Annotated in this window: 5 protein-coding genes, 8 tRNA genes, 2 rRNA genes and 1 pseudogene; 5 read left to right on the top strand and 11 right to left on the bottom strand. The window is 41.1% G+C overall.

The annotated features are described in order from the left end of the window. From GOM46_RS01080 to GOM46_RS01060, 5 genes are all read left to right on the top strand, one after another. On the top strand, positions 1 to 1170 hold the full coding sequence (locus GOM46_RS01080; protein WP_235083706.1) for an FtsK/SpoIIIE domain-containing protein: 1170 nt from the start codon (positions 1 to 3) through the stop codon (positions 1168 to 1170). Beyond that, the gene (locus tag GOM46_RS01075) at positions 1167 to 1784 is read left to right on the top strand and encodes a hypothetical protein (RefSeq protein WP_235083705.1); all 618 of its coding nucleotides are present in this window, start codon (positions 1167 to 1169) and stop codon (positions 1782 to 1784) included. The genes GOM46_RS01080 and GOM46_RS01075 overlap by 4 nt, the downstream gene beginning before the upstream one ends. 148 nt (positions 1785 to 1932) lie before the next feature. Then, the gene (locus GOM46_RS01070; RefSeq protein WP_235083704.1) at positions 1933 to 3168 is read left to right on the top strand and encodes a replication protein RepA; all 1236 of its coding nucleotides are present in this window, start codon (positions 1933 to 1935) and stop codon (positions 3166 to 3168) included. Positions 3169 to 3232: 64 nt separating this feature from the next. Further along, positions 3233 to 3571: a DUF771 domain-containing protein gene (locus GOM46_RS01065; protein WP_235083703.1), complete on the top strand. Its 339-nt coding sequence runs from the start codon at positions 3233 to 3235 to the stop codon at positions 3569 to 3571. A 51-nt stretch (positions 3572 to 3622) separates the two neighbouring features. Then, the gene (locus GOM46_RS01060) at positions 3623 to 4774 is read left to right on the top strand and encodes a tyrosine-type recombinase/integrase (RefSeq protein ID WP_235083702.1); all 1152 of its coding nucleotides are present in this window, start codon (positions 3623 to 3625) and stop codon (positions 4772 to 4774) included. Positions 4775 to 4835: 61 nt separating this feature from the next. On the opposite strand, the gene GOM46_RS01055 is transcribed toward GOM46_RS01060, so the two are convergent. The 11 genes and pseudogenes from GOM46_RS01055 to GOM46_RS01005 form a co-directional block, all read right to left on the bottom strand. Further along, positions 4836 to 4919: transfer RNA gene (locus tag GOM46_RS01055), tRNA-Leu, on the bottom strand. Between the two features lie 9 nt (positions 4920 to 4928). Continuing rightward, positions 4929 to 5000, bottom strand: a tRNA-Gln gene (locus tag GOM46_RS01050). A 13-nt stretch (positions 5001 to 5013) separates the two neighbouring features. After that, positions 5014 to 5086: transfer RNA gene (locus GOM46_RS01045), tRNA-His, on the bottom strand. Positions 5087 to 5098: 12 nt separating this feature from the next. Beyond that, positions 5099 to 5169 (bottom strand) — tRNA-Trp (locus GOM46_RS01040). Between the two features lie 6 nt (positions 5170 to 5175). Then, a tRNA-Tyr gene (locus tag GOM46_RS01035) sits at positions 5176 to 5256 on the bottom strand. Positions 5257 to 5272: 16 nt separating this feature from the next. Continuing rightward, a tRNA-Phe gene (locus tag GOM46_RS01030) sits at positions 5273 to 5347 on the bottom strand. Between the two features lie 264 nt (positions 5348 to 5611). Beyond that, positions 5612 to 5682 (bottom strand) — tRNA-Ile (locus GOM46_RS01025). A 380-nt stretch (positions 5683 to 6062) separates the two neighbouring features. Continuing rightward, positions 6063 to 8951, bottom strand: a 23S ribosomal RNA gene (locus GOM46_RS01020). 118 nt (positions 8952 to 9069) lie between these two features. Next, positions 9070 to 9140 (bottom strand) — tRNA-Ala (locus GOM46_RS01015). Between the two features lie 54 nt (positions 9141 to 9194). Further along, positions 9195 to 10716: ribosomal RNA gene (locus GOM46_RS01010) — 16S ribosomal RNA — on the bottom strand. Together the 16S and 23S rRNA genes with 8 tRNA genes alongside form the textbook arrangement of a ribosomal RNA operon. Positions 10717 to 11303: 587 nt before the next feature. Then, positions 11304 to 11871 (bottom strand): annotated as a pseudogene (locus GOM46_RS01005) (30S ribosomal protein S4); the annotation flags it as partial. Positions 11872 to 13860: the final 1989 nt, after the last annotated feature.

Below are 13860 nucleotides of genomic sequence, written 5' to 3'. Positions count from 1 at the left end.
ATGGCTTTTCTAATGAATAAAAGTCAAACTCAAGCTACATCAGCAACTTCTGCTGATGTAGTTGAATTTGGTAAAGACAAATTCGAATTAGAACAATTCATTCTAAGAAATTTGAATAATGCTCTAGATATTAATAATGAATCATCATATTTAGGTTCGTTTAATATTAAAGTCGCAAGCAATGACACGGGATTCTTTTACATTGCAAATCTTCCTGTTTCGTATTCCTTAGATTCTCAATTATACTTTAAAATTTCAGCAATATGCTCTGGAATACTATATCCATACAAGACACTCTTACCACAGAATAATGCATTTTTTGTTCCTTATGATACAACCAATGAAAATCAAGCACGTGCATTTTTCTTTCCTTGGCTCGATGGCATCCCAACGCGTTTAAAGATTGATAATCTAGAATCTTTTATTAAAAAGAACGTGTCAGAAAATACTCTTCCAATTATGGCGAACAACATTTGTAATATCTCTTTAAAATCGGTTACACATTTGGCAGTCAGCGGGGCATCTGGTTCAGGCAAGACACATTTTTTACGTTATTTGATTACTTGTTTAAAATCATTTACTAACCAAATTATTTGCGTTGATCCAAAACTTTCGGACATTTATTTATTAAGCAAAGAATTAGGTTTGGAAGTATTAGCTCCAACTCAGGGCGAAAATTTGAACAACTTCCTTACTGTAGTGAATGAGACTTTGTCAAAAATCATCAGAAAGATTTATGAACGTGGAGAGATATTATTGAAAGAACCCAATAAGCGTTTCGAACGAATTTATATTGTAATAGATGAATTGCTGGCGTTGGTTCAAGGTAGTTCAAAGCAGTCTCGTGAAGCATTTGGGCAATTACTGGGAACTATTGCGCTTCTAGGTCGGCAAACCTCAATTTCTCTCATTCTATGCAGTCAACGTTTTGATGCGACTGCTTTTGCAGGGAATACAGCAGTTCGAGAACAAATCAACTGTATCTTTATTTTAGGTGAGATAAATGCGAACACATGTCAATTTTTATTACCCAACGCAAACGTCGACAATATAGTAGTCCCCTCCGGAATCGGCACTGGTATTGTCAAGTTTACAGATAATGAACACAGAACTCACATCATGCCCTTGCTTACCCCAACATATGATATCGGAAAGGAAAAAATTTCATGAAAAATTATTTGAATAAGTATAATGTAATTAATTTTACAATTTTTATTTCATTAATCTTCTTTATTTTTGAACGTTTAGCAACGTTTTTAATTATTCAAATTCACTTAGAAACGTTCTATTATTTTGTAATGTCTATTTGGATATTGCGTTTAATTACAGCAAGTGCATTTTCTGTCTTATTAATAACAATTGGTATAGATTTTATATCTCGAAGTGCTGATTCTGATTCTTTCATCAATGGTATAAAATCCTATCTAGCTACTAGGAAAATTCGTCGTTATTGTACTCACATCAATGTAGAGCCGTCAATGGAAGAATCTTCACGTTATTTGAATACAAAACAAGTCATTGTAAAGAAAGCCAATCGTTCATTAAAAGCATTGACTGTCACTTATTATAAAGATTATGCAGTATTAAATGGAAGATTGCCCTCAAATAATGAAAGTGCTGATATTATTGAAAAATTATTTCCAAAAATAAAAAAGGAATTAAATTATTTAGATAAAGATTATCAATTCAACGATATTATTAGAGACACTGAAGGTAAAAATTTTTCATCTGTTGCTAAATGTAATATTGGTGAAGTCTATCCTATTAAAAATAATGATGGTTAATAGTGCGGTGTACTGCTACTGAAGGTAAGCAGGTACACCAGCACATATACGCGGTTCGTTATATGTCTAGGTTGTTGAGTAAAGCTAGTATTACCTTTACACAACATCAAAGACAAGACAAAAAGAAAGTAAGTAAGGAATTTATAACATGTCAAAAGAACTTAATTCTCAATACAAAGCCAGCTCTTTCTGCTGTACTTTAAATAATATTGATAAACTTTTCAATGTTAATGATACAAGTTTTAATGATGAAAAATATTCAGATGAAACTCGTAAACAAGTCGATGAATTTCGTAACAATCTTAACCCAAATAAAAATTATAGTCCCGAAGAAATGGTTGAACATCTAATTTATCTCTGGGTTGACGGTAAAGAAGAAACTCGTTCAGCAGCTGCAAATTATGAGATAGGAGATAATGGTAATCATCACTCCCATCTGATTTTAGAAGCAAAAAATCAGACACGTTTTTCAGCTATCAAAAAGCTCTACCCCACTATTCATGTTGAGCTGACTCGTGGAACTCGTGAACAAGTCATAGCATATCTCAATAAGACAGGGAAGCATGAAGAAAAAGCTCATACAACTGTTGTTCCGATGATGAATCATGGTATTATTGAAGCGAATCAACAAGGAAAAAGAAAAGATTTAGAAGTAATTCAAGAGTTACTTGAAGCTGGTCTATCCCCTGAAGAGATTATGCGTCAAAATTTATCTTATCGCAAGTTTTCAAAAATGATTAAAGAGCATTATTATCAGATGCAAGTCGCTAACGCTCCTTTGGTCAAGAACATCACTGTATATTGGCATTTGGGAGGTTCAGGAACAGGTAAAAGTTATATGCAAGTTCGTTTAAAAGAAGAATTTGGCATTGAAAATGTTTATGTTTTATCAGATTATGGTACAGGGGGGCTTGATAATTATACCGGAGAATCAATTTTATTTATGGATGAATTTAAAGGGGATATTGATTATCAAACATTTTTAAAGTTGCTAGATGTATATCCAAACCAAGTTCATGCACGTTACAGCAATGTATATGCTTTATGGGATACAGTCCATATCTCTAGCATTTTCAGTCCATATCAAATTTACAAGATGTTAGTTTCTCCCGATAAGCAGAAAAACGACCCTATAACCCAGCTTCATAGACGTATTCATTACGTTGTTTATCATGTCAAAATTAATGATATCGAGTACAAAGAAATAACGTTTACGATGGAGCAATTTCTAAATTTGGTGGAACAAAAACAATGTATTGGAGATTTTGCACAAAAATTAATTAATAAAGGTATAAATATTGTTACTGATGATGTTTTATCAGAAATAAAAAAAGAAATCGCTGATTCCTCTAGTGACCAAACCAAGAAAAACAGCGACAACTAAAGTTAATGGAAATAGTAAATACTATTTTTATACCTTATTTTATCATAGAAAGAGAAAAATTCATATGACAGATAAAATTTTAATCAAAATAGACAATTTAGAAGTAAATCTTCCTAAAACACATATCATTATTGAAAAAGATGAATATCTCAACTTAAAAACACAAGCTTCAGATGGGAAATATATGAGCTTATCCGAGGTTTTAGAGATGATTTCAGTATCTCGACCGTGGTTATTAGAAAATGTTCTCTATCGTGCAGATATCCGCTCAAAAATTGATATTGATAAAAACAAGGATGGTTTTGTGAAATATCCAAATAACCAGGGTGGACGGTACTACTTCCTAGCTAGCAAAACGAAACAATTTTTTGAAGAAAATTTTGCAGAAATTTTTAGTTTATGATACGATAATCAAGATAATATCTTGATTATCGTCTTTTAGAAAGAGGTAATCATGTCAGTTTCATATAGAAAACGAGGAAAAAAGAATTTATGGGATTATAGAATTTTTGATAAAAATAAAAAGGTAGTTGCTTCAAATTCAGGATTTAAGACAAAAAGAGAAGCAGAAATTGAGGCACTAGCTCTTGAGTTAAAATTGTTTAATGGTGCAATAATTGATAAAAACATTCCATTCTATGCTCTATGGGAGAAGTGGTTAGAATTAACAGTTAAACCACTTGGAAAAGCAGAAACTACATTTAATAAACATTTATTGCGTGGTAAGTTTATCAAAGAATATTTTAAAGAAAAACCAGCTTTAAAAATCAAAGCAAGCGAATATCAAGCATTTATTAATAAGTACGCTGAAACAAATTGTCGTGACAATGTTAGTAGAATGAATGCGGAAATTAGAAATGTGATTGTGTTTGCTAAAAGAGATAAGCTCAATATAGAAGATTTTACTGAAGGTGTCATTCTTTCAGGTCGTCCACCCAAAAAAAGAAGAGATGAAAAATATATTCATAGTTTTGATGACTATCAAAAACTAGTAACATATTTAGAAAACAATCTTGATTTAACAACTTCGATTGTACCGTATTTACTTCTAATTCAACTAAAAACAGGATTACGTGCAGGAGAGGTTGCAGGTCTCACTTGGGATTGTGTATTGTGGAAAAGTTCAGAAATCAAAACTTATAGACGATATGATACAGCTAGAAAACGTTGGGCAAACCCAAAGACAGAAGAATCAGTCCGTACAATACCAATTGATAATGATACTTTAACTATTTTAAAGAAATTAAAACAAGAGCAAACTGTATTCATTGAAAACGGCACAATTACAAATAACGAAAATATGATTTTAGTAGATTTGAATTATAAGATTGTAACAAATTCAGGAATCAATAAGCATTTAAAGCAAATTTTAAAAAATTTGAAAATTTATCCGCAGAATATGACAAGTACAGGTCTGAGACACACTTATTGTTCAACTATGTTAGCAATGGGTGTTGATATTTGGGCAGTTTCAAAGTTAATGGGGCATCGAGATATTAAACAAATAACTGAAACTTACGGCCATCTAATAAAGGAAAAAGCAGAAATTGAAAACAATAAAGTTCGGTCAATATTAACAAGTTTAGTTGAAAAAGAGAATTGTTGACCATAAGTTGACCAAAGCAAAAAGAAACGTTGATTTAACAACGTTTCTTAATACTATTCTATACCGGCGGCCGGGGTCGAACCGGCACGTCCTTGCGGACACTGGATTTTGAGTCCAGCGCGTCTGCCAATTCCGCCACGCCGGCAAATAGTAACTGGGGTAGCTGGATTCGAACCAACGCATGAGGGAGTCAAAGTCCCTTGCCTTACCGCTTGGCTATACCCCAATAATATAAAATAGGCGAGTGATGGGGATCGAACCCACGCATGCCAGAGCCACAATCTGGTGTGTTAACCACTTCACCACACCCGCCATATTATTAAACACGGGCAGTAGGAATTGAACCCACACTGAAGGTTTTGGAGACCTTAGTTCTACCTTTAAACTATGCCCGTAGAGGATGGAAGGGGAGGGATTCGAACCCCCGAACCCGAAGGAGCGGATTTACAGTCCGCCGCGTTTAGCCTCTTCGCTACCCTTCCGTATGTTATAAAATAATGGCGCGAGGACGGAATCGAAACAGCCGACCATGGAGCTTCAATCCATTGCTCTACCAAAATGAGCTACCGAGCCAATATGCGGGGCGCAGGATTTGAACCTACACCTTGGCGTTATGAGCCCGACGAGCTACCGAGGCTGCCTCATCCGCGTTAATAATAAAGGAGGGATGTGGGATTCAACCACGCACGCTTTACACGCCTGACGGTTTTCAAGACCGGTCCCTTCAGCCCGACTTGGGTCATCTCCAACAAAATAGTCCGTAAGGGATTCGAACCCGTGTACGCGTGAAAAAGGCGGGTCTTAACCCCTTGACCAAAGGACCATATTTATAAAAAATGGGCACGAGTGGACTCGAACACCGACCCCGCTTATCAGGCGTGAGCTCTAACCACATGAGCTACGCGCCCAAGTAAAAAAAACAAACTTGGTAATTGAACAAAGTCAAAGCGGGTGACGAGAATCGAACTCGCGACAAAGCTTGGAAGCTGTAGGTTTACCCACTAAACTACACACGCTTAAATGGTTTTAGTAACGGGATCGAACCGCGACCCCTGCTTAAGGCAGATGCTCTCCCAGCTGAGCTAAACTCCCTGAGCTAAGCGAACTTCTATATCTCACAGGGAAAACCCCAACTACTTCGGCGTTCTAGGGCTTAACTTCTGTGTTTCGGCATGGGTACAGGTGTATCTCTAGGCTACTCGCACGTAACATCTGAGTAATACCTACTCAAAATTGAATATCTATCAAATACTTAGGAAAAAAACTCGCTTTCGTAGTCTCAGTACTTTGGAATAAGTCTCGAGCTATTAGTATTAGTCCGCTACATGTGCGCCACATTCCACTGCTAACCTATCTAACCTGATATCTCTCAGGGTCTACTGATATAAAATCATGGGAAAATCTCATCGAGGTGGGTTTCACACTAGATGCTTTCAGCGTTTATCCTTCCATACATAGCTACCAGCGATGCCTTTCGGCAAGACAACTGGCTACACAGCGGAAGTCCACCGGTCCTCTCGTACTAGAGCAGATCCTCTCAAAGTTCCTACGCCCGAGACGGATAGGGACCGGAACTGTATCACGGACGTTCTGAACCCAGCTCGCGTGCCGCTTTAATTGGGCGAACACACCCAACCCGTGGGACCGACTACAGCCCCAGGATGCGACGAGCCGACATGAGTGCCAAACCTCCCCGTCATGTGAAACTCTTGGGGGAGATAAGCCTGTTATCCCAGGGCTAGCTTTTATCCGTTGAGCGAGCCCTTCCATACGGAACCAACGGATTTTTTTTCCCAATAAGCCACGACTTTCGTCCCTGCCCGAGTTGTAGCTCTCGCAGTTCAAAGTCCCTTAGTACCTTTACACTCTAGCGACTGATTTTCCAACCATTCTGAGGGAAACTTGGGGCGCCTCGTTACCTTTTAGGAGGCGACCGCCCGTCAAATGCCCGTCAGACACTGTCTCCGAAGGGAATCACTATCCGGGTTAGAGTGGCATAACACAAGGGTTAGTATCCAAACAACGTCTCCTGCGCAAAAACTGGCGTCCGATCTTCATAGGACTCCTACCTATCCTGTACATGTGGTACAGCACTCAATATCAAATGCAGTAAAAAGCTCCATTGGGGTCTTTCCGCCTGTCGCGGCGTTAACTGCATCTTCAACAGGTACTAAAAATTCACCGAGCTCTCGTTGAGACAGTGCCCAAAATCATTACGCCTTTCGTGCGGGTCGGAAAACGTACCGACAAGGAATTTCGTACCTTAGGAAACCGTTATAGTTACGGCCGCCGTTACTGGGGCTTCAATCATACCTTCGAGTTACCTCTAAGCCTCTCTTAACTTCCAGCAAAGGGCAGGCGTACCCCCTAACATCATCTTACATTTAGCAGAGAGCTGTGTTTTTGATAAAAACAGTTGCTTGGGCCTATTCACTGCGGCTGACCACTAAAGTCCAGCAACCTTCTCCCGAAGTTACGGGGTCATTTTGCCGAGTTCCTTAACGAGAGTTCTCTCGCTTCACTGAGTGCTACTCGCCTCGACTACCCTGTGTGGTTTGCGGTACGGTAATAGTTAGAGTATGTTACGCTGAGAAGCTTTTCTGGCAGTGTGACTTCACTAACTTCGCTACTCTAAAACTTCGCTCCCCATCACAAGCTCAATGTTATAGACACTAAGCATTTGACTCAGTTCACACCCACTGCTTAGACAGGACACTTCCAATCGTCTGCTTTAGTATAGCCTACTGCGTCCCTCCATAACTACATACTCTTAGTACAGGAATATCAACCTGTTGTCCATCGGATACACCTTTTCGGTCTCTCTTAGGTTCCCGACTAAACCCAGGGCGGGACGAGCCTTCCCCTGGAAACCTTAGTCTTACGGTGGACAGGAATTCACCTGTATTTCGCTACTATACCGGCATTCTCCTTCTATGCGTTCCAAGCTGCTCCTCACGGTAACCTTCGCCACACATAGGAACGAATCTCCTACCATTACCTATAAAGGTATCAACAGCTTGGTAATTGTTTTAGCCCCGGTACCATTTTCGGCGCAGGGTCACTCGACTAGTGAGAATCCGACTCTTTGAAGAATAGCTGCTTCTAAAGCGAACATCCTAGTTGTCTGTGCAACCCCACATCTTCCACTTAACAATGATTTGGGACTTAGCGGTGGTCTGGGCTGTTCCCTTCGACTACAGGATCTTAGAACTCGCAGTCTGACTGCCGACCATAATTCATGGCATTCGGAGTTTTATCGAGATTGGTTAATCCGGGATGGACCCCTTTACCCAAACAGTCTATACCTCCAAGAATCTAATTCGACGCTAGCCCTAAAGCTATTTCGGGAGAGGAGAACAGCTATCTCCAAGTTCGTTTGGAATTTCTCCGCTACAACAAGTCATCCAAGCACTTTTCAACGTGCCCTTGGTTCGGTCCTCCAGTGCGGTCTTACCGCACCTTCAACTCGCTCATGGGTAGGTACTTGGTTGTTCGGGTCCTACGACATTATACTAAGCGCCCTATTCAGACTCGGTTTCCCTACGCTCCGTCTCTTCAACTGAACTTCGAATCATCGTAACTCGGCCGGTTCATTCTAAAAAGGCACGCTCTCACCCATTAACGGCCGAACTTGTTGTAGGCCACGGTTTCAGGTTCTATTCACTCCCCTCCGGGGGCTTTTCACCTTTCCATCACGGTACTGGTTCAATATCGGCACTAGGGAGAAGGGTGGGAGATGGTTCCTCCAGATTCCGACGGATTTCACGTGTTCCGCCGTACTCATGATACTGCTAGGTACAAAGAATATTTAAAATACGAGAGGCTCTCACTCTCTTGGCTGATCGCCCATATCATGCTTCTAAATCTTTGAGTCCACATCGCAGTTCCTACAACCCCGAAGAGTAAACTCTTCGGTTTGCCCCTCCTGCCGTTTCGCTCGACGCTATAAGGCAATCCGCTTTTGCTTCTCTTCTGCAGCTACTTTAGTGTTCAGTTCACTGCGTCTTCCTCCTCATATCTTAACAGATATGGGTAACAGGTAGTACCTGTTGGGTTCCCCCATTCGGAAATCCTGGATCATCGCTTACGACAGCTACCCAAGGCATATCGTCGTTTGTCACGTCCTTCTTCGGACTCCTGGCCAAGGCATCCACCGGGCGCCCTTATTAACTTAACTTACTTTTTTGACCTTCAGTCATAAATCTTATAATACTACAGCGTTTTCGGTTTATTTTCTTGTTACTATTTGATAATAGATATTCATTTTCAATGTCATACTGGGTGATCCTCACCAATGGAGCCTAGCGGATCGAACCGCTGACCTCCTGCGTGCAAAGCAGGCGCTCTCCCAGCTGAGCTAAGGCCCACAAGACCTCTCAAGACTAAACAAGACCAATGTGCTTATACCACTTATCCTTAGAAAGGAGGTGATCCAAGCCGCACCTTCCGATACGGCTACCTTGTACGACTTCACCCCAATCATCTATCCACCTTAGGCGGCTTGCTCCAAAGGGTTACCTCACCGACTTCGGTGGTGTTACAAACTCTCGTGGTTGACGGCGGTGTTGTACAAGGCCCGGGAACGTATTCACCGCGGCGTGCTGATCCGCGATCTACTAGCGATTCCGACTTAATGTAGGCGAGTTGCAGCCTACAATCACGAACTGGAGACTGGCTTAAGAGATAGCTTGCCGTCACCGACTGCGACTCGTTGATACCAAGATGTAGCACTGTGTGTAGCCCAGGTCATAAGGGGCATGATGATTTAACGTCATCCCCACCTTCCTCCGGGTTATTACGGCAGTCTCGCTAGAGTGCCCAACTGGAATGATGGCAAACTAACAATAGGGGTTGTTTGCGCTCGTTGCGGGACTAACCCCAACATCTCACGACACGAGCTGACGACAACCATGCACCACCGGTAACTCATTGTCCCAAGGAAAACTCTATGCTCTAGAGCTGTCAGATGGATGTCAAAGACCTGGTAAGGTTCTTCGCGATTGCTTCGAATTAAACACATGCTCCACCGCTGTTGTGCGGGCCCCCGTCAATCCTTTGAGTTCAACCTGCGGTCGTACTCCCCAGGCGGGAGTGTTAATTCGTTAGCTACGGCACTAAACCCGGAAAAGGGTCTAACACTAGCACTCATCGTTTACGGGCGTGGACTACCAGGGTATATAATCCGTTGCTCCCACGCTTCGAGCTCAGGCAGTTACAAGCCAGAGAGCCGCTTCGCCACCGGGTTCCTCCATATATCTACGCATTTCACCGATACACATGGCATTCCACTATCCCCTCTTGCACTCAAGTTAAACAGTTTCCAAAGGTACATGGTTAGCCACAAGCCTTTAACTCAGACTTATCTAAACCGCCTGCGCCAATAAATCGGATAAACGATAGGAGGACCTACGTATTACCGCGGCGCTCGGCACGTAGTAGCCGTCCCTTTATGTAAGATACCGTCACAGTGGTGAACTTTCCACTCTCACACTCGTTTTTCTCTTACAAAAGAGCTTACGATCCGAAAACCTTCTTCACTAACGCGGCGTTGCTCGGTCAGACTCCGTCATGCCGAAGATTCCCTACTGCTGGCCTCACGTAGGGTCTGGGCCTGTCTCAGTCCCAGTGTGGGCCGTCAACCCTCTCAGGTCGGCTATGTATCGTCGCTGTGGATCGTTACTCAACAACTAGCTTAATACAACGCAGGTCATCTGGTAGTGGAGCAATTGCCCTTTTAAACAGTTATTCATGCAATAACTGTTGTCATGCGGTATAGCTATCGTCCAATAGTTATCCACCGCTACCTAGGCGGTTACCTACGCGTTACTCACCCGTTCGCACACTCATCGCTCAGGTGCAAAGCACCAGCATTCAGCGTTTCTACTTGATGTATAGGCACGCCGTCCCAGCGTTCATCCGAGCCAGGATCAACTCTCATTAAAAAGTTTAGTTCTTCACTCAGTTTCTGTCCACTGACAGATTTAATTGTTTTTCATGTTCAGTTCACCTATAAACCTTAGTTATAGTGGCCCTGCACATGGTTCGTCTTGTTCATTTTTGAAGGGTCTTTGCGCGCTTGCGGACAATATATTAGTATATAACAGTCGTTTTTCTCTGTCAACATGTTTGGTAACTTTTTAAAAATCCTTAGCAACCTAACCGCGACTACACTCATAGCCGTACGGGATTCGGAACCCGTGTACCGCGGAAAAGGCGTGTCTTAACCCTTGACCACGGACCCTGAGCTTTTTAACTCTTCTATTATAACCTTTACTTTTTGACGCTGTCAACTGGTTTTCTGATTTTTGTAAAATTTGTTTTTATCTTTCCTGCAGTTTATTAACTACCGTCTAATAACTTACTCGTTTATATAAGATAAAAACAATAGTAACTTTTATTGTAAAAATAGGAGAGATCTTGATTGAAAGTGTAAAAACAAAAAGCCCAACTGTTGTAGGCTTTTCGTAAGATATTTCTTAAAATTAAGCATCTTGTGAGAATTCAAACGATAAGTGCTCGTGCTCTGGGTGATTTCATCACGTTCTGGCAAGCGAGTCAATGAACCTTCCAATTGTTCAGCGTCGAAATGATACGATGCTGTGACGTCCAAGAGTTTAGCTTCAACAGCTTTCAAGTGGATAGCTGGAACAATTTGCACAATGATTTTTAGGCGAAAACTGAGATCACTTTGGACTGGGTTACCGGTATGAAAGCGGATATCAACGGCAGTTGTTCAGTCAACTACAGAATGCTGACCGTGGTTTTACGAATGACGTGCTTGACGACGGTAGTCGCGAGACCAAGACGGAAAACAACGTATCCAAGGCGACGTTCCAAAAGAAGAATGAAGTTGAAACCAAGGATTCCACCTTGATTTTTTGTCGTTTACGAACAAGTTACGGAATTGTTTTCACAACACCGTATGTGAACGAAGTTGTTTTTAGCCAATTGCAAAACCTATTCTGACAATTTTTAAAACGGTTGTTGGTCCAGTGACCCTGGACGTAGTTACGACGGTGCCAATTCTTTACCTGTACCTTGAAATGAAAGGCCAAGGCGACGAGCTGTTTCCAAGAGGTCCTGTATAACAGTGACATATATATGTCCTCCTATATAAAGAATATTCGTGGAAAATAGCACTTAGAAAAGCTTGATTCGTGCAGATGCCCTTAGCCTAAAAAAGCCAAGGTTATTGTCATAAGGACACCTGTCTGACAGAGCTTACCAAGACTTACGCTGCTATTTCACACTAAAGGGTATTGTATCATGAATCCATCGATTTGTAAAGAGATTTTACGACCTTTATTTCAAATTAAGGCAGAATGTGAACTTGCTTCCTAAGCCCCATATTTGACTGTCTGCTGTGATTTCGCACCAGCTGAGGGCCAGTTCTTGTGCATGCAAGGCCTAATCCATGCCCACCTGTCTTATATTTCGCGAAGTTTCTACTACGATTACAATCTGTTAAAAATTTTCCAAAATCTCAGGAAATGGATCCCCTGCCCCCGTCTTTACACTGATGTCAGCTCGTCGTTAATTTGTGTATCCCCAGAACTCGATTCTGGTCTGGTTCTGATATTTAAAGGCATTGTTTAAACAATGACCAGAATATCTTCACGTTTCAGAAGGCTCTTGATTTCGCCGACTCAGGTGATACTGGAATGTAAAACATCCCGCTCTCTTGTTACAATCTGGAGTTGAAATTCACCATGGGACTCAATCAACAGCTGATCAGAAAAAGACCTCTTCGACTTCTCATCAGCAGTATCTTGAGGTTGTGTGTAAGAGTCAAAACATCCACAATTCCTCCACTAGTTGTTAGGGACGGCTCAGTTTGCCGACCAATCGTGGTTAAATAAGTGACGCCGCTCCTCTTCTGATCACTCATAGAATCCCTCCACAGTAACATGATGGAGAATGGGTGTTAATATCGTGAGAGAGCTGAGCCAATCATCATTCTCTTCTGCTCGCTCTCATCAGTGATTGAAAGGGGGGGGTAGCATGCAAATTGTGGGAACATTGTCATAAAAGCCGGCCTAGCTCTTGAAATTCTTAATGGGCCTTGTTTCGATTCGTACTGAAACCTTGCTTGCTATATCCTGAGCTTGTTTTTCCAAATGTTTCAGAGAAGAGCAGAAACGGGGCGACAAAAGAAAGATGCTCACTGCAGCTCCAATGAAAAATAGGCAACAAGGTTCATTCCAACTAGAAAAAGTAACTCAATTTTATTCAATCAACACTTTGAGGTGGGATTGCACAGAAAAAACAACCAAAATCGTAGTAGAGTCGGAACTAGATACCCCACTAAAATATAGCTTTTAATTTCATTTTTTCCTCTCGGTCTTCATCTTATAGCCCATATTCCCCAAAAGTTTGATCGCAGGAGGTTAAATTCGTATACTTACAATCTTGTCCAAGCGCACGAATATGAACATTGAGTGATTGTATCATCCACATAGTCCCTTGCCATTACCTTATCAGAAAGTTCAGTCTTGAAAAGACTCTCTCAGGATTGCTAGCAATATCCATAGAAGTTTCACAAAGATGACTGTCAATTCCAAGGCTGTTCCCCAATGCGAACCTCATGAGTCACATGGTTGATCACTAAGTCACCAAAATCAATTGCCGGTCCTCCGCCACGAATAAGGCGGGCAAGATATTATCACTATCAAAAACCAATTCCCTGGCGCTAAACGGTTACTATAAAATCATCTGCACCAAATTAATCCATAAAATATTATCTTGTCGCTGTCTTAGCAGTTGTAAAGAGAAAGGGTGAGCAGGAGCAATATACTGACTTCACTGATGAAATCTAACAGGCCATATTAGGCATCAGATATCTGTGAAAATTTTTGGGGAGGGGGTTCGGGATAGTTTTTCTAAAAAGTTCCAATCCTTCCTTACCATTCATGGGCGACTAAAACATCGTAGCCTGCCTGTAAAAGAAGCGATTTTGATATCTAGAAATCTAGCTCATCATCAACAACAACAATTGTCTTTTCATTGACACTCCTTGACAAAAAACCGTGTTATACTGCTTAGTATAACACTATTTTCCGTATGTTAAAATGATTGAACCGTAATCT

The organism is Streptococcus infantis (assembly GCF_021497965.1).
Taxonomy (GTDB): Bacteria; Bacillota; Bacilli; order Lactobacillales; family Streptococcaceae; genus Streptococcus; species Streptococcus infantis_B.
Note: the sequence above shows the minus strand (reverse complement) of the source record. Positions and strands in the feature narration are given on the sequence as shown.

Coding starts and splice junctions, on each gene's coding strand:
- GOM46_RS01060 (WP_235083702.1), top strand. CDS start 3,623: ATGTCAGTTTCATATAGAAAACGAGGAAAAAAGAATTTATGGGATTAT.
- GOM46_RS01075 (WP_235083705.1), top strand. CDS start 1,167: ATGAAAAATTATTTGAATAAGTATAATGTAATTAATTTTACAATTTTT.
- GOM46_RS01080 (WP_235083706.1), top strand. CDS start 1: ATGGCTTTTCTAATGAATAAAAGTCAAACTCAAGCTACATCAGCAACT.
- GOM46_RS01065 (WP_235083703.1), top strand. CDS start 3,233: ATGACAGATAAAATTTTAATCAAAATAGACAATTTAGAAGTAAATCTT.
- GOM46_RS01070 (WP_235083704.1), top strand. CDS start 1,933: ATGTCAAAAGAACTTAATTCTCAATACAAAGCCAGCTCTTTCTGCTGT.